Source organism: Streptomyces sp. NPDC050546 (assembly GCF_044457425.1).
GTDB lineage: Bacteria > Actinomycetota > Actinomycetes > Streptomycetales > Streptomycetaceae > Streptomyces.
Map to the genome: position 1 here is coordinate 89,323 of NZ_JBITGX010000021.1, position 17,838 is coordinate 107,160.

Genomic DNA, 17,838 nt, shown 5'->3' on the forward strand with positions numbered 1-17,838 from the left:
CAACGGCAGTGGCGTCATTGCCTTTTCTATGACTGACTTCATATGACTGCCCGTCAATAACAAAAGCCAAGGCAGTAGTCCGGACGAGAGCGAAGAATGGAGCAGGCATGGCCCCACAGCACAAGCGGGCCGGGGTCCGCCGGCTGGCCTTGGGAGCGGCGGCGGTCGCCGCGTCGGCCGCCCTGGCGTCCGCCCCCGTGGCCGGGGTGGGGGTGGCGCGAGCCGCCGAACCCCGGGCTCCGGCGCCGACCCCACCGCCGTCGCCCGTGCCCACGCCCTCGGCCCTCGCGCCGCCGGCCGTCCCCCAGCCGTCGACTCCGGCCCCGGCCGCCACTACCCCGGCCCCGGCCGCCACCACTCCCGCGGCGGGCGAGGAGGACCCGGCCTTCGGTGTCTTCCTCAAGTCCGATGCCCGAGGCGTGGCCCGGATGCCGCTGTTCAGCCACTGGCTGGGCGGTACGGAGCTGCGCGCCGGCCACACCTATCTGCCGGGCCACCGCTGGCGCGACATCGAGGGCGCTCCCGGGTTCCTCGACGTGTGGGCGCACTGGCGCAACAAGAAGGACGACCGGATGCTCGTCCTCAACGTCCCCATGCAGGAGCGCAACGAGGAGGGCGTCTCCGACAGCGAGGTCCGGCGGCTGCTGCAACGGGGCGCGGCCGGGGAGTTCGATCACCACTTCCGTGTCCTCGCCGAGCGGCTGGTGGAGTTGAAGGTGCCGGACACGGTCCTCGTGCTCGGCTGGGAGATGAACGGCACCACGTACACCCATCGCTGTGGGCCGGACCCGGAGGCCTGGAAGAAGTACTGGAACAGGATCGTCACCACCATGCGTTCCGTGCCAGGTCAGGAATTTCGGTTCGATTTCACGCCGAGCCGTGGCCGCGACGCCGTTCCCTGGACGAAATGCTATCCGGGTGACGACACGGTCGACATCATTGGCATGGACTCCTATGACCAGCCTGCCGGGATGTCGTTCGAACAACAGGTGAAAGAGCCCTACGGGTTGCAGGACCACGTGGATTTCGCCAAGGCTCACGGCAAACCCATTTCCTATCCGGAATGGGGGCTCTTCCGCAACGGTGACAATGCCGATTACATGCGGGACATGCTCGCCTGGATGGAGGAGCACAAGCCGCTCTACAACACGCTGACCGACTACTGCCCGCACGGCGTGTGGCAGTGCGGGGCCAACCCGAAGTCGTCCCAGCTCTACCGGTCCGTCCTGTTCGGCCGTACCGACCAGGCGACCCCGCCCCTCGCGCCCACGCCGAAGCCGACCCCGCCCGGCACACCGCCGCCCCCGGCGGACTGCACGCCGCTGGACCTGGGCAGCTGGGTGGAGGAGTGGCTCGGCGGGAAGCTCTGCCTGCGCTTCGACTGGTGGTAGTCCGGCTGATCCGACGCGACCCGCCGTCGTCACCGTTGTCCGCGGACATCGGCGGCGGCGGCCGGGCTCGGCACCGAGGGGGCCGGGGCGGGTTCGTCCTCCTGGCCGTTCTTCCTCGGCCGCGCCAGCAGGGCCAGGCCGCCCAGCAGACCGCCCGCGCTCGCGCCGACCAGACCGGTCACCGCCGTCGACGTGGAGGTCGGCTCGCTCGGCTCCACCGCCCGCGAGAACTGCACCAGCCGCACATGGGTGTTGCCCCGGGTGTCGTCCGCGTGCCGGGTCAGCGAGCGGGTGACCGCGTTGGCCATGTCGACGGCGAGCTCGGGGCGCGAGGAGGTGGCCGAGACGGCGACCATCGGCGCGTCCGGCGAGGTCGCCGTGCGCACACTGCGCTGCAGGGTGCGCACCGGCACGCCCGCGTACACCTGCGCGTCCCCGAGCACCGCGAGCTGCGTGGCGACCCGGCCGTACGCCTGGGCGAACCCGAGGGCGGCGTCCGGCGAGGACTTCCCCGCGGGCACGGCGATGACGTAGCTGGTGGCCGTGTACGTCGCGGGGGTGAGCAGGCCGTACGAACCGCCGAGCAGGCCCCCGACGAGGGTGCCCGCCGCGACCACGGACCACAGGGGAAGCTCCCTGAGGCGAGCCAGGGACAGGCGGTGCTGACGGATCGGAGTGTCGGTCATGAGGAGTCGGCTCCCGGAGACGAAGGGGAAGAGACGGGGGAAGAGGGGGACGTCGAACTGGAGACCGCTGCCGCGTACACGTCGGTGAGACGGGCCGCGCAGTGGGTGATGCTGTAGTGCCGCGCGACCTCCGAGGCCGTGCGCGGCCGGGTACCGGCCGCCCGTGCCTCGGCGATCGCGCGGGCGTATGCCTCGGGGCCGCCGGTCACCCGCCGGACCCCGGCGTCGGCGGGCGGCCGCACGTCCTCGATGGCCGGGCAGGAGGCGTAGAGCACCGGCAGGCCGGCGGCCAGTGCCTCCACGGCCGCCAGGCCGAAGGCCTCCTCGGTGGACGGGGAGGCGAGCAGGTCCATCGCCGAGGTGAGCGAGGGCAGGTCGGGTCCTGACGAACCGTCGGGCACATAGGGACGTTCGCCGGTGAACACCACACGCCCGGCCACACCGGCCTCCTGGGCCGTGCGGCGCAGGAAGGGCTCCTCGGGGCCCCCGCCCACCAGCAGCAGCCAGTGGTCCTTCGGGAGCAGCGTGAGCGCGCGGACGAGGACGTCGAACCGCTTCCCCCGGCTGAGCCGGCCGACACCGCCGACGACGAACGCGCCCTCCGGCAGGCCGAGATACCGGCGCGTGCGCTCGCGCCGCTCGGCGTCGAAGCGGAACCGGTCCAGGTCGATGCCGTTCGGCACGACCTCGATGCGCGGCGCGGGCACGCCCCAGCGCTCCAGGCGGCCGGCCACCGTCGGGGAGACGGCGACCGTCGACGAACCCAGCCGCTCGCTGGCGAGATACAGCCGGCGCACCCCCGCCGTCAGCCTGCGGCCCTCCATCTGCGAGTCGCCCAGGGAGTGCTCGGTGGCGACGACCGCCCGGACCCCGGCGAGGCGTGCGGCGAACCGCCCGTAGACACAGGCCCGGTACAGATGCGTGTGCACCAGGTCGTAGCCGCCGGCGCGGATCAGCCGGACCAGCCGGGGCAGCGCGCCCAGGTCGCGGTTGCCGCCCATGCCGAGATGGGTGACGCGGACCCCGTCGGCGGTGAGGCCCTCGGCGACCGCCCCGGGGTTGGTGAGCGTCACGACGTCGCAGTCGACGGGCAGATGACGCAGCAGCAGCCGCAACTGCTGTTCGGCGCCGCCGACGCCGAGGCCGGTGATGATGTGCAGAGCCCTCATCTCACAGGCCCTCCACCGGGCGCCGGCGCAGCCGGTGCAGCCGGTGCTTCAGATGCAGGCGCATCGCCGTGTCGTTCTGGCCGACGTGCACACGCGGCAGGGCGTGCGGCCCGGTCAGCGGACCCGGGTCGATGGCGCAGGCGTAGGTGTAACCCGCTTCCCGTACGGCCTCGACGGCGCGGGCGTCGACCGTGCCGTACGGATAGCAGAAGCCGTCGACCCAGGCGCCGGTCAGCTCCGTGAGCAGCGCCCGGCTCTCGCCGACCTCCGCCCTGAGGGTGAGGTTGTCCGCCCGGGTGAGGTCGACGTGCGTCAGCCCGTGCGAGCCGATCTCCACGCCCTCGGCGGCCGCGTGCCGGATGCCGTCCGCGGTCAGCAGCGGCTTGCGCGGGCCGAGCGGGTCCCAGGCGTTGTCGCCGCCGAGCCGTCCGGGCAGCACGAAGAGCGTCGCGCGGCAGTCGTAGCGGCGCAGCAGCGGCAGGGCCTCGGTGACGAAGTCGGCGTACCCGTCGTCGAAGGTGAGCCCGACCAGGCCCCGTGCCTCGCCCCGGGCGCGGGCGGCGAGCAGCTCGGCCACGGACACGCCCCGCAGCCCCCGGCGGCGCAGCCACGCCAGCTGCCGGTCGAGCCGCTCGGGCGTGACCGTGATGCGGTACGGGTCGTCCGAGCAGTCGCCCACCGAGTGGTACATCGCCACCCAGGGGACGGGGCCCCGGTGCGGGGCCGGGGGTCTGCCGGTGTCGAGGGAATCAACGGAAGCGGCCATGTGCGAGCCTTCGTGTGACGGCGCGTAGGGAGCGCAGAGCGGACGCGGAGCCCTGGGCACCGAGGGCCCAGGTGAGCGGAACGAAGACGAAGGTCACGGTCAGGAGGCCGGCCGCGAGGCCCGCCGCCGGGGAGTCCGGCCGGCTCGCGGCGAACGACCCCGCGAGCGTGGCGACGACGGCCGCTCCCACCAGCCTGCTCAGCTCGGCCAGGACCTGCGGGACACGGACCGAGACGCTGTGCGGGCTGTTCAGCCGGCCCGAGCGCAGCCCGGCGAGCAGCAGGGCGGCCGTGACGGTGATGCCGAGGGCGTTGGCCGCGGCGATCCCCGCCACGCCCCAGGGGTGCACGGACGCGGCGCCGACGAAGGACGTCACGACGATGCCCGCCGTCATCGCGCCCAGGGGATACCAGCTGGCCCGGCCCGCCGAGAAGTAGGCGCGCACGAGGGCTCCCACCAGGGTCTGGCCCAGCAGCCCGAGGGCGTAGACGCGCATGACGTCCGCCGTGGCCGCGGTGTCGCCCGCGGTGAACGCGCCCCGCTGGAAGAGCAGTTCGATCATCTGCGGGGCGCAGGCGATCACCGCGCACATGCCCATCAGCACCAGAGCGGCGGCGAGCGCCAGATCCCGCTCCACGCGGCTGCGGGCCCGTGCGGTGTCGCCGTCCGCGAGCGCCCGCGCCACCACCGGGAAGGTGACCGTGCACACCATCAGCGACAGCGTCATCGGGATCTGGGCGACCTTCTGCGCGTAGTTGAGGTGCGAGATGGCACCGGCGGGCAGGCCGGAGGCGAGGAAGCGTTCGGCGAGGACCTGCGACTGGCGGCACAGCGCGAACAGGAGGACGGCGGCGACCAGGGCGACCTGCATCGGCCGCTCCTCGACGACGGCCCCGGCCTTGGCGAAGGGCTCGGTACGCGAGGCCAGTCGCCGCCACAGCGACGGCACCTGCACCGCCACCATCAGACAGCCGCCCGCCGCCACCCCGACCGCGGCCGAGCGCACGCCCCAGCCCTCGCCGAGGAGGAACATCGCGGCGATGATGCCGGTGTTGTATGCGACGTAGATCGCCGCGGGCGCGAGGAAGCAGCGGTGGGCCCGCAGGGCGGCGCTGCAGTACCCGGCGAGCCCGAAGGCCAGCACACAGGTCGCCGTGATCCGGGTGCAGTCGGCGGCGAGCCGCGGGTCGGGCAGGCCGGGTGCCAGCGCCTGGACCAGGTAGGGAGCGGTGCCGGCGACCAGCGCGGCCACCGCGGTGAGGGCGAGGCACAGCCGGGGCAGGGTCGCGCCGACCAGGGCACGGACCGGGTCGCCAGGGGCGCCCCGGGCGCGGCGGGCCAGCGCCATGCTGAACGCCGGGATCAGCGCGATCGCCAGCCCGTCCTCGATGAGCAGCGTGGCGGCGAACTCCGGCACGGTCCAGGCGACCAGGAAGGCGTCCGTGTCGCTCCCGGCACCGAACAGCCGCGCCAGCGACTGGTCGCGCACCAGGCCGAGCAGCGAGCCGGCGATGGACAGCGACGCCGTCACCAGCGCGGCTCTGGCCAGGAAGCTTCCGGAGGCCGACCCCGAGGCCGGGGCCGCCGGGTCGGCACCGTCCCCGGCCTTGACGGCGGCACCGGCACGCGCCGGGGGCACGGTCGTCGCGCCGTCCGTCTCGGGACCGGGGGTCTGCGAAGGCACCACCGTCATCGCGCCATGGCCTCCTCGGCGCGCTCCCGCACCACGGCCCGGGGCGGCTCCGCAGGCGCGTCGCCGGGCAGCGCCCACCACGCCACGAGTCCCATGCCGACGGCGATCAGCACGGTCGAGGGACCGCCGATGTCTCCGTACACGAAGTCGGTCAGCAGCCAGACCAGCAGCCCGCAGGCGACGAGCCCGCAGTCGAGCCCAGGGCCGCGGTCGCGGACGCGCAGCAGCCGCCGCACCCCGCACACCAGCAGCGCCAGCCAGCTCCCGGCGAGCGCGAGCAGCCCGATCAGGCCCTGCTCGCTCAGCACCAGCAGATACATGTTGTGCGGCGACAGCAGCGGCTGCCGCTGGTACGCCACTCCCGCGCCGTCGGTCTCGCTGCCCGACGACAGCGCCAGCGTGGCGTGCCCGTCCCGGTACTCGGGAAAGCCCTTCAGCCCGACGCCGGTCAGCGGGTGCCCGCGCCAGATGTCCGTGGCGGACGCCCACAGGGTGTACCGGTCGACGACGGACTGGTCGGGTGCGTCGGCGACCTGGGCGATGCTGTCGATCCGCTGCTGCAGAAGCGCCGAGCCCACGCCGAACCCGCCCACCAGGATCACGCCCGAGGCGACGGCGGCCGCGGCCACCTTCAGCGCGCGCCGCCACCCGGTCAGCACCAGCTGCACGGTGCAGGTCAGGACGGTCGCGATCCAGGCTCCCCGGCTGAAGGAGAGCGCCAGCGGCAGCATCAGCACCAGCGCGCACCCGGCGGCGGCGATCCGCTGCCGGGCGGAGACCCGGCCGAGCGCGATCCCGACCGCGCACACCAGGCCGAGCGAGACCGCCGTCGCCATGCCCATCACGTCGTGCGCCCCGAAGGTGCCCACCGCCCGGATGTTCGCGCCCTGGTAGGAGGCGCCGGTCCGGGTGACGAACTGGTGGACTCCGACGGCCCCCTGACACAGCCCGAGCCCCACGAAGGACCAGGCCACCAGCCGGAAGCCGGTCCGGTCGCGGAGCAGCAGCAGCACGGCCGCCGGGACGAGGACGAAGGTCTGCAGATAGCGTCCGAGGCCGGTCAGCCCGGCCTGGGTCGAGAACGCCCCCATGGCGGCGAGCGCGAGCCCCACCACCGGCAGGCCCAGCACCACGGCCGCGACGGGCGTCAGCGGGCGCCGCCGTTCGCGCAGGAGACGGATGACGCAGTACACGACCACGAGCCCGGAGAGCACGTCGGCGGGCCCCGCGCCGTCCGTCGTCCGGGGCAGGGCCAGCAGAGCGGGTACGGCCACCACGGGCAGGGCCGGCGTCAGCGCGACGACGCGGCGCGGGAGCGGTGTCAGAGCGAGGCTCACCTCTCAGCTCCCCGTCGGACGGACCACCGTGGCCGCGGTGCGCAGCAGGATGCACACGTCCTGCCACAGGGACCAGTCGTCGATGTAGGCGTTGTCGAACCGGCAGCGGTCCTCGATCGAGGTGTCGCCGCGCAGCCCGTGGATCTGGGCGAGGCCGGTGATGCCGGTCCGCATCCGGTGGCGGACCGAGTAGCCGGGGTAGGTCTGGCCGAACTGCGCGACGAAGTAGGGGCGTTCGGGCCGCGGCCCGACCAGGCTCATATCGCCCCGGAGCACGTTCCACAGCTGGAGCAGTTCGTCGAGCGAGGTGCGCCGCAGCATCCGGCAGAACCAGCGCATCTCGTTCTCGTTGGCCACGCTCCACCGGGTCGCCGACTCGTGCTCGTCGACCGGGCGGTGCGTACGGAACTTCAGCAGGGTGAACGGCTCCCCGTCCTTGCCGATGCGCTCCTGCCGGAACACCACGCCCGGCCCGTCGCTGAGCCGCAGAGCCACGGCGAAGGTCAGCAGCAGCGGGCTGACCAGCAACAACAACGCCCCCGACACCAGGATGTCGAGGGCCCGCTTGCCGGCGCCGCCGTGCCGGGCCGGGGACAGGTCCAGACGCCGGCAGGAGAACCCGGCCAGCCGCTCCCGCGTCGCGTACGACGGGGAGTCGGCGTCGACTTCCCAGACCACGCAGCCCGACTCGGCCAGCGCCCGCAGCAGCGGCCCCTGTTCGGCGCGTACCGAGGGGTGCACGGCCAGCACCGCCCGCACCCCGTTCTGGATGACCGCGCGCTCGACCTCCTCGGCGGTCGTCAGCACCGGCAGGGTCTCGGTGCCGTCCGGCTGCCCGGCGACGATCCCCACCGGCCGTACACCGCACCGCGGTTGACGCAGGACGGCGGCGGCCACGCGCTGCGCGGTCGCGACCGGGCCGAGGACGAGCGCGGTGTGCGGGTGGCGCAGCAGCGCGGCGCGCCGCCGCGCGTGCACGGCCCCGCGCAGCACACAGCCGGCCGTCGCGTGCAGCGCGAGACCGGTCAGCACGGTACGGAGGGGCAGCGCGTGCTCCGGCCGGTACGCCGCGAGGAGCGCGGCGAGCGCCAGCCAGGCCACCGCGACGCGGCCGCACACGGCGGGCAGTTCCTCCAGCAGCCCCGGTACCGGCGGGCGTCCCTCGCGCCGGCGCAGCAGCAGCGACGCGAGGATCAGCAGGGTGACGAGCAGAAGTGGGCGCTGGGCCGCGCTGAGCGCCGGCGCGCCCGCCAGGGCGGCGACGCCGTCCGCTGCGAGCAGCGGCACGGGCGACGCGGGCCGGGCCGGGCGCCGCGGCGCGGGCAGCCGCAAGCCGGGGGCGGTGCCGCGCGGCGGCATGACCGAGACTGGTGAGGATCCGTGCTCCCGTGGCGGTACGCCGGGGGAGGGCACGGTACGTTCGGCGGTCACGAGTGGATGGACTCCCTGTACTCGGTGGGCTCGACGCGCTGTGTCGTCCGGTTCGGCTCGGCGCCACGCCCGGGGTCGAGCCGCTGACCGTGCTCAGCGCCGGTGTTGGCGGCGGTCCATGGGCCGAGCAGATCGCGATAGACGTCCGAGACGGCCTCGGCGGTGTGCCGCACGTCGTGGGTCGACAGCACATGCCGGCGGCCCTGCTCGCCGAGCGACTCGCGCAGCAGCGGGTCGATCAGCAGTTCGGTTACGGCCCCGGCCAGCGCCGCCGGGTCCTCCGGCGGGACCAGGCACCGGGCGGAGAAGGCGGGCGGCAGGCTCTCGCGGGCGCCGTCGACGTCCGTGACCACCACGGGCCGCCCGCAGGCCATCGCCTCCAGCGGCGCCAGGGCCATGCCCTCCCAGCGGGACGGCAGGACGACGAGGTCGGCGACCTGGTACCAGGGGGAGGCGTCGGCGACGGCTCCCGCGAACACCACGGATTCCGGGGCGTCCTCGCGCAGCCGGTCGTGGTCCGGCCCGTCGCCGACCAGGACGAGACGGGCGTCGGGCACCTTGCGGGCGATGTCGTCCCACGCCCGCAGCAGGACGTCCTGCCCCTTCTGCCGGCACAGCCGCCCCACACACACCACGAGCGGTGCCGCCGGGTGGACGCCGGTGAGCGGTGCGAGGCCGGAGCGCACGAGGCCGGCGGTGGCCGGGTGGAAGCGCTCCGGGTCGATTCCGTTGGGGACGACGGTCCACCGGCCGGTGATCCTGGCGCCCATACCGGTCGCGCGCTCTGCCTCGCTCACACACACCGTGCGTGAGGCCCACCGCGCGCCCCAGCGCTCCCACATGAGCGCCAGGGCCGCGGTGGGCCCGCCGACCGCCTCGAACGACCAGGCGTGCGGCTGGAAGACCGTCGGGATCCGCCCGCGTACCGCGAGCCGTCCGACGAGCCCGGCCTTCGCGCTGTGCGCGTGCACCAGGTCGGGACGCACCTCGTCGATGACCCGGGCCAGGTGCCGCACCTCCCGGACGAGGGACGTACCCGGCGACCGCGTCGCGTGCCAGTGCCGTACGCGCGCGCCGAGCGTCCGCAGTCTCGCGGTGAGCACGCTGTCGGGGCAGGCCACGGTGACGTCGAGGCCGTCCGACAGCTGTGCCGCGACCAGGTCCGTCACGACGCGCGCCACGCCGCCGTCCACCGGTTGGGTGAGATGCAGGACTCTGGGGTGGGGAGCGGTGGATGACAGATGCATGTGCGCGGATTCCTCGCTCGCGAAGGCGTTCGGGGCGGGCGGCGACGTACTCACCGCCGTGCGTCTACGGCGACGAAGAGCACGCCGGCCCACGCCGCGTCCTGCTGGGACTGGATCCGGAAGGTCGCCTGGTCGCCGCCCTGCCGCAGACCGTCTCCGAGGTCGAACACATCGGAGTCGTAGCCGAGGGTGTTGGCGTGGGCGGGCACCCGCGACGCGTCCGCCCCGGGCTCGCTGATGGTGGAGTTGAGGACGTCGTCCCGGGGGTTGGCGCCGTTGGTGAGAGCGACCCCGGACTGGCCGGTGGCCACGGTGAGCGAGTCGCCGCCGGTGCCGCGGTCGCCGTTGTACGTCACCAGGCCCGCACGGCCCCACGCGCCCGCGGCGAAGCCCAGGCCGGTCACGCGGATCTCCTGGGCATTGGACCTGAGCGAGGTGAAGCCGTCCCAGACCGCGAGGTTCCGCAGCGGGTCCGACGGGTTCTCGTAGGCCACCACGAGCGTCCAGCCGCCCCACGCCCCGGCCGTCGACCTGCCCATGGCGACGTTGATCTGCGCCACGGTGTAGAGGCCCGATCCGCCCTCCCGCACCAGCCCCGTCACGTCCGCCGAGGCCTGGAAGGCGTCCATGCCGTCCAGCACGCGGTGGCCGACCAGCGTGTCGGCGAGCAACTGCTTGTACTCCCCGCCGGGTTCGGCGATCAGCACGCGCCCGTTGTCCTCCGGCGGCTTCTGCTCGCCCACCCGCAGGTTGCCGCCCCAGTAGAGGCGCGCGTAGGTCACCCGGGAGCCGCTGGGCAGACGGACCTGCGAGCGGGAGGAGTTGTAGGTGTTGGGGTCGCGGTCGACGTCGACGTAGAACATGTCGAAGTCGCCGTTCGCGGCCACACCGCCCGCCTGGGCGTCCGGGCACGAGGGCCGCTGGGCCGCGCGGCAGGTGATCGAGGCGTTGGCGGCGCGTACGATGCCGCCGTGCTGGAGCGCGCGGTACCGCTCGGCGAAGGCGAGGCTCTCGGCCTCCGGCGAGGGCGCGGCGGCCGGTGCGGCGGCCGGGCAACTGCTGGCTGCCCACAGGGCGGCAAGGGCAAGGACGCCCACGGTCGTGCGGCGAAACAGCGGGCCCAGGGAATGGCGCATGACCGGTCGTTGCCCTTTCGGAACAGGTGGCCGTGGCAGCAGCGCCACGAGTGCGATGTGTCCGCGCTGAGGAGTGCGTCGGGCGGTTCGCAACTCTAGTCATCAATCGGACATAGTCGATGAAATTCGGTGAAGTCTGACAAGTGTGTCGGAATCGTGAAATCGCAAGGGTTTGCGGGTTCCGGCGGCCGCCTCGGGGCCGGGCGGCGCCACCGCCCGGCGGGGGCCCGGCCATTACTCCATCAGGGGGCCACGGCCGTGTGACGTGACAAAGCGTCTGATCAGGCCGGACGCGGCGAAAGGGGGAATTATGAATTCCCGAAAAGCCTATGAATGCTTGCGGAAAGGCCCTGTTTCTTTCACGGTGGGCTCAAGATCCATCGCCGTCGAAAGGAACCTCCATGCGTGCTCTGCCCGCACGGCGCATCGCGTCCAGCGCACTGTGCGCCGCCCTTCTGGTCGGGATCACCGGCCCCGTCGCAATGGCGGCCGACTCGGCCCGCGGGCACGGCCATGTGGCCTCCGATGCCCGGCTTCCCGGCGCTGATGTGCGCCTCGTACAGATCGGGAAAATCAACTGGGGCACGCTCACCCCCGTCGCCGACCTGCTGAACGCCGTACTCCGGGACAACAACGGCCGGCTGACCGCCACCGAGGCCATCAAGCTGGGAGACGCCGCGAAGGCCGCCCTGGCCGAGGCGGCCGCTGAGGACGACGCGCAGACCCTGTCCCCCGTGGCGCCCCTGACCCCCGTGCCGGTCATCCTGCCGGCTCCCGTCCTGCCCGCCCTGCCCGCCATGGTGCCCGAGCGGCGCGCCGCCGACCCCGTGACCGACCTGCTGGATCTCGTGCTGGGCGCTGTCGACGGCCTGCTGCAGGCGATCACCGGTGGCGTCGGAGGCGTCCTTCCCCTGGTCGACGACCTGCTGGGCGGGGTGGACGAGCTCCTCGCCGAACTGACCTCGGCCGACCCGGCGCTCCAGGACGAGGACACCGTGACATCGGTGACGTCCAGCACCTCGACGACCCCTGCGGCGGAGCCCGATGAATTCTTCTCGCCCCAGATCTCGGTGCTGACGCCGCTGCTGCCGCCGGCCCCGTGAACCCGTCCAGTCGTGGTGCCGGCCTCAGGGAGCGGCGCCACGACTGCTGTTCTTTCACAGCCTGAAGTACCGCCCGAAGTCCGGTCCTTTAATAGATCTCGTATGAGGTATTGGCAATCTTCGGCAGTTCCGGTTTCCGCCCAGGCCAGGGCTCGTTAGGCACGGCGACAGAAACCACTCCGGCGACGTGCGTTGCCGAAGAAAGGAACACGATGAAGTCTCTGAAGGCTGCCGCCGTCTTTGCCGGGTCCTTGATCGCCGCTGGTTCCGCCACCCCGGCGTTCGCCCAGGACGCCATGGTCGCCCCGAGCGCCCCCGCCGCTCAGAGCGTTCCGGACGTGCAGAGCGCTCCGGTGGCCCAGAGTGCTCCGGCCGCCCCGGTTGCCCAGTCCGCTCCGGTTGCCCAGTCCGCTCCGGCGCAGAGCGCGCCCGTCGCTCAGAGCGCTCCGGTCGCCCAGGCTGCCCCGCAGCCCGCTCCGGCCGCTCAGCCCGCTCCGGCTCCGCAGCCTGCTCCGGTGGCTCAGCCTGCCCCGGCTCCGCAGCCTGCTCCGGTGGCTCAGCCTGCCCCGGCTCCCCAGCCTGCCCCGGTCGCTCCGCCCGCTCCGCAGCCCGCCCCGGCCGCTCAGCCTGCCCCGGCCGCCGAGAACTCCCGCGACCTGGCGTCCACCGACCTCACCGGCGGCGTGAGCACCAAGGTCCCCCTGGACGTGACCGCCGAAGGCAAGGAGTCGCTGGTCCACACGGTGAAGAACGCCGCGTCCACGGTCAACGACGCCAAGCCGGCGCACGGCAACCTGTGGTTCTAGGGCTGGAAGCACGCCCGCGGAGGGCCGGTACTCGGAACGTCCGAGGACCGGCCCTCCGTATGTCCGGCCACTGACGCGAGCCCCTCCCCGCCCGGACGGACACCGATGATCACTTGTCTGGCCGCGCGGCGGTGACCGCGCGGGACGTCCGGCGGTTACGGCTACGACACCGGAAACCGGACGAGGAGTTGGGCCATGGCCGTCAGCATCGGCGGAGCACCGGCGGGGGACGGGGCGCCGGCCTCCCCGCCGGCAGGCAGTACACGGCGGGAGGTGACGCGCGGCCTGCGCGTCTGCGCCCTCGCCGCGGCACTGGGGGCCCCGGTGGGAGCGGCCTTCTGGCCACAGCTGTTCGTAAGGGACGCCCCGGGCGGCACCGCCGTCGCCGAGACCTACCGCGGCCGTCGCATCGGCGTGGCCTGGAGCCCGCCGCACGGCCCGGCCGGGCAGGGCCGTTGGCACGTCACCGTGGACGGCCGCCCGCTCCATCTGATGCGCCGGGCCGACGGCACCTGGCTGAGCATGGTCGACCACTACTGCTCCTACCGGACACCCCTCGAGGCCGCCCGCGCCGCGGTCGACGCACTCGGCCCCGGCCAGCGGCTGCGCGCTCCGGGACCGGGAGGCGCCGGGCACATCCACACGGAGGACCGGCGTGGCGTACGTACGTAGGGACGCCGCCACGCTCACCAGGGCCGAGCAGCGCCGGTTCGTCAGGGCGCTGCTGGAGGTCAAACGGCGGGGCGAGTACGACGAGTTCGTCCGGACGCACGTCGAGTACTTCTCGGCGGACGGCGAGCACGGGCTGCGCGCCGCGCACATGGGCCCCTCCTTCCTGCCCTGGCACCGCCGGTTCCTGCTCGAACTGGAGCGCGCGCTGCGCCGGGTGGACTCCTCGGTGACGGTGCCCTACTGGGACTGGACGCGCGATCGCACGACCACCTCCGCGCCCTGGACGGACCGTCTCCTCGGGGGCGACGGGCGCCGCTCCGACCACCAGGTGATGACCGGCCCGTTCGCCTACCGGCACGGCAACTGGACCATCAAGGTGAACGTGACCGACAGGGAGTTCCTCACCCGGGAGCTCGGGCGCCCCCGGGGACCGATGGACCTGCCCACGAAGAGCGAGCTGGCCTGGGCGCTGAAGGACCCCGTCTACGACGTGGCGCCCTGGGACTCGACGGTCACCCGGGGCTTCCGCAACAAGCTGGAGGGCTGGGGCACCGGCCGGGACAACTCGTCCTGGCGCAACCACAACCGGGTGCACGGCTGGGTCGGCGGGGACATGCTCGGCGGCGCCTCCGTCAACGACCCCGTGTTCTGGCTGCACCACGCCTTCATCGACCTGCAGTGGTACCGCTGGCAACGCCGGCACCGCGGTGCCCGCTACCTCCCCGCGACGCCGCCGGGCCGGGGCGACCGGCAGCACGGCCGGATCGTGGCACGGCGCCAGAAGCTGCCGCCGTGGGACGTGACGCCGCAGGAACTGGAGGACGTCGGCCGGATCTACCGCTACGCGTGAGGGGGCAGCGGACCCGTACGAGGTGTTCGTACACATGGGGAGAGCCCCGGCATTCGGGGGGCCGGGGCTCTCGGGTCATGCGGCAGACGTCAGTGGCGGTGGCCGTGCTTCTTGCCGTGCCGCTTGTTGTCCTTCTTGTCGCCGTCGTTGTTCTTGCACTCGTTGCCGACGGCCGGGTTGAGCGCGCCGATGATGTTCACGGTGTTGCCGCACACGTTGACCGGAACGTGGACCGGCACCTGAACCACGTTGCCGGACAGCACGCCGGGCGAGCCGATGGCCGCGCCCTTGGCGCCGGCGTCCGCCGCGGCGAGACCGGCCCCACTGAGCACCACGGCGCTCGTGCCGAGAGCAACAGCGCCAACCTTCGCGATGCGAGACATCACGTTCTCCCTTACTGACTAGGTAGGTGCGGCAGCAGTACGCGCTACCGCACTGCCCGTTCAACGCGGCGGCCCCGGACCGGTCACGAGAAATCTTCTGTGGATCACCCATCTTGAACAGGGGCTCCGCCAAATGGGTGCTCATCGGCGGCCGACCGCGTAGTTCCCGGCCGTCTCCTCGTTTACCGGCCGGGACCGCTCCGGGCGTGCGGCGGGGCCGGTCCCGTCCGTCGTGAGCAGCGGCTGCCCGAACGGGAGTTGGCTCGGCGTGGCGGCCCGTAATGGACCACCTGGTGGAACCGCCGCAGCGCTGTGACGTGCACTTTCACAAGAAACCCACGCAACAAGGCGTTTCGCGTGGCAAAAGTCGCAAACGCCGCTTATCTTAGCGACTGTCAGTGACCGGACCATAACGGTCTGTGTCGATTCGAGAAATCGGAGAAGTAATGCGCAAGTACCAGAAGGCCGCGGTCGTCGTGGCCATGCTCGGCAGCGTCAGCTTCCTCGGCGCTGGCGTTGGTCACGCTGCGGGCGGGGACGGGAAGTTCAAGCTCGAGAACGAGCAGGCCCAGTCCTGCGAGCAGAACGACAGCACCCAGGGTCTGGTCAACGTCGACGACGTGAACGTCAACGTCGCCGCCCTGCTCGGCCTGGCCAACCAGGACAACAGCGAGCGCGAGTCGCTGACCTGCTCGCAGTCCTTCTCGCTGCGTGGCGGCCACTGATCAGGTTGATCCAGGCAGGCCCCGGGGTTCGAACCATGTGTCCGAGCCCCGGGGCCTGCCGCCCTGCTGAAGGAAAAAGGTAGATGTTCAACTCGAAGAAGATCGCGGCGGCAGCGGGAATCCTGGGGAGCTTCGCCCTGATCGGCGTCGGCGCCGTCCAGGCCTCCGCGCAGGGTGGTCCCGGCACGTGTGTCCAGGACAGCAAGGGCAATGTCAGCTGCGTGCAGATGAGTGAGTATCAGGTCCTCAGGGACAAGAGCGGCAACGTCACGGTCCGCAACGACTCGACGCAGACCTGTCCCACCGCTCACAGCCAGGTGAGCTGCGTCGACAGCGTCACCGCCCCCGGCCGGAGGGGCTGACGACTCCGTCGGTCGGCGCGGTCGTACAACAGGTTTTATCCAGAAAATTACGTGATTGGGCGTTTCGCCCCAGCAAGAGGCGCACACGCCGCCTAAAGTTGGCGACTGTCGGTGACCAGCCCATAACGGTCTGTGTCAAATCGAGAAATCGGAGAAGTAATGCGCAAGTACCAGAAGGCCGCAGTCGTCGTGGCCATGCTCGGCAGCGTCAGCTTCCTCGGCGCTGGCGTTGGTCACGCTGCGGACGGCGACGAGCAGTTCAAGCTCGAGAACAAGCAGGCCCAGTCGTGCGAGCAGAACGACTCGCGTGAGGGTCTCATCAACATCGACGACGTCAACGTCAACCTCGCCATCCTGGGTCTCGCCAACCAGGACAACAGCGAGCGCGAGTCTGTGACCTGCTCGCAGGCCTTCTCCCTGGGCAAGTAATCACCGACCAGGTGATGCAGGCAGGCCCCGGGGCTCGAACCAGGTGTCCGAGCCGCGGGGCCTGCCTCTTGGTTTCTCAGCCGGTATTGGCTTCTCGGCCGGTATATGCGTCAGGAACGACTCCTCGCCCGGTGGCGGGGAGTCGACCGCAAAGGAAAAGGTAAATGCTCAATTCGAAGAAGATCGCGGCGGCAGCGGGAATCCTGGGGAGCTTCGCCCTGATCGGTGTCGGTGCCGCCCAGGCCTCCGCCCTCGGTGACCCCGGCAAGTGCGTCGACGACGGCAACGGCCAGGTTCGCTGCGTGGAACTGAGCCAGTACGAGTACACCACCGACAAGGGCGGCAAGGTCACCGTCGTCAACAACTCGACGCAGGACTGCCCGACGGCGCACAGCCAGGTCTCCTGCACCAGCAGCGCCGTCGTCCCCGGCAAGAGGGCCTGACTCCCGCCGGGCCCGAGGCGCCGCCCTGTCCACGTCGGCGCCCCTGGCGAGAGTCCACCCGCGCAGCGGAGGATGGCCGGGACCCGATCCGGGTCCCGGCCATTGGTGTGTCTCCTGCCGTGTCCCCTCCTGCCGTGTCCCCTCCTGCCGTGTCCCGTGCCGTGCCCTACGGCATCAGGGCAGCCGTCGCACTGGCTCGCCCGCGAGGAACGCGCGGATGTCCTCCACCGCCTGACCGTAGTACGTCGTGTAGTTGGCCTCGGAGACGTAGCCCAGATGCGGGGTGGCGAGGAGGCGGGGGGCGGTGCGCATCGGGTGGTCGGCGGGCAGGGGCTCGATGTCGAAGACGTCGATGCCGGCGCCGGCGATCCGGCCCTCGCACAGGGCGGCGAGCAGGGCCTCCTGGTCGACGATGGCCGCGCGTGAGGTGTTGATCAGATACGCGGTCGGCTTGAGGAGCGCGAGTTCGGCGGGCCCGAGCAGTCCCCGGGTGCGGTCGCTCAGCGCGAGGTGGACGGAGACGAAGTCGCTGCTTGCGAGAAGCTCCTCGCGGGAGGGGGCGAGTTCGACGCCGATCTCGTCGGCGCGCTCCTTGGTGAGGTTCTGACTCCACGCACCGACGCGCATGCCGAAGGCGAGGCCGACCCGGGCCACCCGGCTGCCGATCTTCCCGAGACCGAGAAGCCCGAGGCGACGCCCGTGCAGATCGGCGCCGACGGTGGACTGCCAGGGGCCTCCGGAGCGCAGGGCGTTGCTCTCCTCGACGACACCGCGGGCGAGACCGAGCAGCAGAGCCCAGGTCAACTCCACGGGAGGAGTGGAGGAACTGGCCGTCCCGCACACGGTGACGCCGTGCTCCTCGGCGGCCGCGTAGTCGATCACCGAGTTGCGCATCCCGGAGGCGACGATCAGCTTCAGCCGGGGCAGGCGGGCGATCAGCGACCCGGGGAACGACACGCGCTCGCGCAGCGTCACCACGATGTCGAACCCGGCCAGCGCGGCGGCCAGGGCGTCCTCGCCGTCCAGATGGGTGTCGAACGAAACGACCTCCACCTCGCCCGAGATCGCTGACCAGTCGACGATCTCGGTCGCCACCCTCTGAAAGTCGTCCAGCACAGCACAGCGCAGCCGCATGTCGCACCCCTTCCTCGGCCCAGCTCCGGTTCCAGGACCATGATCGGGCCTGGGACGGGCAGCGGGAAGCCCCCT

19 protein-coding genes are annotated in these 17,838 nt (G+C 72.2%); 9 read left to right on the plus strand and 10 right to left on the minus strand.

Going from position 1 to position 17,838, the window contains the following annotated elements:
* The first annotated feature begins 107 nt into the window (after positions 1-107).
* Positions 108-1,391: a glycoside hydrolase family 26 protein gene (locus ACIBK5_RS37605; protein WP_399026972.1), complete on the plus strand. Its 1,284-nt coding sequence runs from the start codon at positions 108-110 to the stop codon at positions 1,389-1,391.
* A 29-nt stretch (positions 1,392-1,420) separates the two neighbouring features.
* Here the strand turns inward: ACIBK5_RS37605 and ACIBK5_RS37610 are convergent, their stop codons facing one another.
* From ACIBK5_RS37610 to ACIBK5_RS37645, 8 genes are read right to left on the minus strand one after another with little or no spacing between them, the layout of a single operon-like run.
* A complete protein-coding gene (locus tag ACIBK5_RS37610; protein WP_399026974.1) occupies positions 1,421-2,077 on the minus strand; it encodes a lipopolysaccharide biosynthesis protein in 657 nt (218 codons plus the stop codon).
* The gene (locus tag ACIBK5_RS37615) at positions 2,074-3,246 is read right to left on the minus strand and encodes a glycosyltransferase (RefSeq protein ID WP_399026975.1); all 1,173 of its coding nucleotides are present in this window, start codon (positions 3,244-3,246) and stop codon (positions 2,074-2,076) included. The genes ACIBK5_RS37610 and ACIBK5_RS37615 overlap by 4 nt, the downstream gene beginning before the upstream one ends.
* 1 nt (position 3,247) lies before the next feature.
* A complete protein-coding gene (locus tag ACIBK5_RS37620) occupies positions 3,248-4,012 on the minus strand; it encodes a polysaccharide deacetylase family protein (protein ID WP_382587397.1) in 765 nt (254 codons plus the stop codon).
* Positions 3,996-5,705 (minus strand): murein biosynthesis integral membrane protein MurJ, encoded by a 1,710-nt coding sequence (murJ, locus tag ACIBK5_RS37625; RefSeq protein ID WP_399026978.1) that lies wholly within the window; start codon positions 5,703-5,705, stop codon positions 3,996-3,998. The genes ACIBK5_RS37620 and murJ overlap by 17 nt, the downstream gene beginning before the upstream one ends.
* Positions 5,702-7,042, minus strand: coding sequence for an O-antigen ligase family protein (locus ACIBK5_RS37630; protein WP_399026980.1), 1,341 nt, complete (start codon positions 7,040-7,042; stop codon positions 5,702-5,704). The genes murJ and ACIBK5_RS37630 overlap by 4 nt, the downstream gene beginning before the upstream one ends.
* A gap of 3 nt (positions 7,043-7,045) precedes the next feature.
* Positions 7,046-8,473 carry an exopolysaccharide biosynthesis polyprenyl glycosylphosphotransferase gene (locus ACIBK5_RS37635; RefSeq protein ID WP_399026982.1) on the minus strand — a complete coding sequence of 476 codons (1,428 nt, stop codon included), beginning with the start codon at positions 8,471-8,473 and terminating at the stop codon, positions 7,046-7,048.
* The gene (locus ACIBK5_RS37640) at positions 8,470-9,720 is read right to left on the minus strand and encodes a glycosyltransferase (RefSeq protein ID WP_399026984.1); all 1,251 of its coding nucleotides are present in this window, start codon (positions 9,718-9,720) and stop codon (positions 8,470-8,472) included. The genes ACIBK5_RS37635 and ACIBK5_RS37640 overlap by 4 nt, the downstream gene beginning before the upstream one ends.
* Positions 9,721-9,770: 50 nt before the next feature.
* Positions 9,771-10,856 carry a DUF3344 domain-containing protein gene (locus ACIBK5_RS37645; RefSeq protein ID WP_399026986.1) on the minus strand — a complete coding sequence of 362 codons (1,086 nt, stop codon included), beginning with the start codon at positions 10,854-10,856 and terminating at the stop codon, positions 9,771-9,773.
* A gap of 401 nt (positions 10,857-11,257) precedes the next feature.
* On the opposite strand from ACIBK5_RS37645, the gene ACIBK5_RS37650 reads away from it, so the two are divergent.
* The 4 genes from ACIBK5_RS37650 to ACIBK5_RS37665 all read left to right on the plus strand — a co-directional run bounded on the left by ACIBK5_RS37650 (position 11,258) and on the right by ACIBK5_RS37665 (position 14,287).
* Positions 11,258-11,959: a hypothetical protein gene (locus tag ACIBK5_RS37650; RefSeq protein ID WP_399026988.1), complete on the plus strand. Its 702-nt coding sequence runs from the start codon at positions 11,258-11,260 to the stop codon at positions 11,957-11,959.
* Positions 11,960-12,510: 551 nt separating this feature from the next.
* The gene (locus ACIBK5_RS37655; protein WP_399027072.1) at positions 12,511-12,765 is read left to right on the plus strand and encodes a hypothetical protein; all 255 of its coding nucleotides are present in this window, start codon (positions 12,511-12,513) and stop codon (positions 12,763-12,765) included.
* Positions 12,766-12,960: 195 nt separating this feature from the next.
* Complete coding sequence (locus tag ACIBK5_RS37660) at positions 12,961-13,437, plus strand: tyrosinase family oxidase copper chaperone (protein WP_399026990.1); 477 nt, start codon at positions 12,961-12,963, stop codon at positions 13,435-13,437.
* On the plus strand, positions 13,421-14,287 hold the full coding sequence (locus ACIBK5_RS37665; protein WP_399026992.1) for a tyrosinase family protein: 867 nt from the start codon (positions 13,421-13,423) through the stop codon (positions 14,285-14,287). Before ACIBK5_RS37660 ends, ACIBK5_RS37665 begins: the two co-directional genes overlap by 17 nt.
* 89 nt (positions 14,288-14,376) lie before the next feature.
* Here the strand turns inward: ACIBK5_RS37665 and ACIBK5_RS37670 are convergent, their stop codons facing one another.
* Positions 14,377-14,670, minus strand: a complete 294-nt coding sequence (locus tag ACIBK5_RS37670; protein WP_399026994.1) for a chaplin family protein — start codon at positions 14,668-14,670, stop codon at positions 14,377-14,379.
* A 446-nt stretch (positions 14,671-15,116) separates the two neighbouring features.
* Here ACIBK5_RS37670 and ACIBK5_RS37675 point away from each other — a divergent pair, with 446 nt between their 5' ends.
* The 4 genes from ACIBK5_RS37675 to ACIBK5_RS37690 all read left to right on the plus strand — a co-directional run bounded on the left by ACIBK5_RS37675 (position 15,117) and on the right by ACIBK5_RS37690 (position 16,629).
* Positions 15,117-15,395 carry a hypothetical protein gene (locus tag ACIBK5_RS37675; protein WP_399026996.1) on the plus strand — a complete coding sequence of 93 codons (279 nt, stop codon included), beginning with the start codon at positions 15,117-15,119 and terminating at the stop codon, positions 15,393-15,395.
* 83 nt (positions 15,396-15,478) lie between these two features.
* The gene (locus ACIBK5_RS37680; RefSeq protein WP_399026998.1) at positions 15,479-15,757 is read left to right on the plus strand and encodes a hypothetical protein; all 279 of its coding nucleotides are present in this window, start codon (positions 15,479-15,481) and stop codon (positions 15,755-15,757) included.
* Positions 15,758-15,916: 159 nt separating this feature from the next.
* Positions 15,917-16,186 (plus strand): hypothetical protein, encoded by a 270-nt coding sequence (locus ACIBK5_RS37685; protein WP_382494047.1) that lies wholly within the window; start codon positions 15,917-15,919, stop codon positions 16,184-16,186.
* A 164-nt stretch (positions 16,187-16,350) separates the two neighbouring features.
* Entirely contained in the window at positions 16,351-16,629 is a 279-nt protein-coding gene (locus ACIBK5_RS37690) for a hypothetical protein (protein ID WP_399027000.1), read from the plus strand.
* A 174-nt stretch (positions 16,630-16,803) separates the two neighbouring features.
* On the opposite strand, the gene ACIBK5_RS37695 is transcribed toward ACIBK5_RS37690, so the two are convergent.
* Entirely contained in the window at positions 16,804-17,763 is a 960-nt protein-coding gene (locus ACIBK5_RS37695; RefSeq protein ID WP_399027001.1) for a D-2-hydroxyacid dehydrogenase family protein, read from the minus strand.
* Positions 17,764-17,838: the final 75 nt, after the last annotated feature.

Coding starts and splice junctions, on each gene's coding strand:
- ACIBK5_RS37695 (WP_399027001.1), bottom strand. CDS start 17,763: ATGCGGCTGCGCTGTGCTGTGCTGGACGACTTTCAGAGGGTGGCGACC.
- ACIBK5_RS37685 (WP_382494047.1), top strand. CDS start 15,917: ATGCGCAAGTACCAGAAGGCCGCAGTCGTCGTGGCCATGCTCGGCAGC.
- ACIBK5_RS37690 (WP_399027000.1), top strand. CDS start 16,351: ATGCTCAATTCGAAGAAGATCGCGGCGGCAGCGGGAATCCTGGGGAGC.
- ACIBK5_RS37615 (WP_399026975.1), bottom strand. CDS start 3,246: ATGAGGGCTCTGCACATCATCACCGGCCTCGGCGTCGGCGGCGCCGAA.
- ACIBK5_RS37650 (WP_399026988.1), top strand. CDS start 11,258: ATGCGTGCTCTGCCCGCACGGCGCATCGCGTCCAGCGCACTGTGCGCC.
- ACIBK5_RS37670 (WP_399026994.1), bottom strand. CDS start 14,670: ATGTCTCGCATCGCGAAGGTTGGCGCTGTTGCTCTCGGCACGAGCGCC.
- ACIBK5_RS37680 (WP_399026998.1), top strand. CDS start 15,479: ATGTTCAACTCGAAGAAGATCGCGGCGGCAGCGGGAATCCTGGGGAGC.
- ACIBK5_RS37645 (WP_399026986.1), bottom strand. CDS start 10,856: ATGCGCCATTCCCTGGGCCCGCTGTTTCGCCGCACGACCGTGGGCGTC.
- ACIBK5_RS37640 (WP_399026984.1), bottom strand. CDS start 9,720: ATGCATCTGTCATCCACCGCTCCCCACCCCAGAGTCCTGCATCTCACC.
- ACIBK5_RS37675 (WP_399026996.1), top strand. CDS start 15,117: ATGCGCAAGTACCAGAAGGCCGCGGTCGTCGTGGCCATGCTCGGCAGC.
- ACIBK5_RS37620 (WP_382587397.1), bottom strand. CDS start 4,012: ATGGCCGCTTCCGTTGATTCCCTCGACACCGGCAGACCCCCGGCCCCG.
- ACIBK5_RS37660 (WP_399026990.1), top strand. CDS start 12,961: ATGGCCGTCAGCATCGGCGGAGCACCGGCGGGGGACGGGGCGCCGGCC.
- ACIBK5_RS37610 (WP_399026974.1), bottom strand. CDS start 2,077: ATGACCGACACTCCGATCCGTCAGCACCGCCTGTCCCTGGCTCGCCTC.
- ACIBK5_RS37605 (WP_399026972.1), top strand. CDS start 108: ATGGCCCCACAGCACAAGCGGGCCGGGGTCCGCCGGCTGGCCTTGGGA.
- murJ (WP_399026978.1), bottom strand. CDS start 5,705: ATGACGGTGGTGCCTTCGCAGACCCCCGGTCCCGAGACGGACGGCGCG.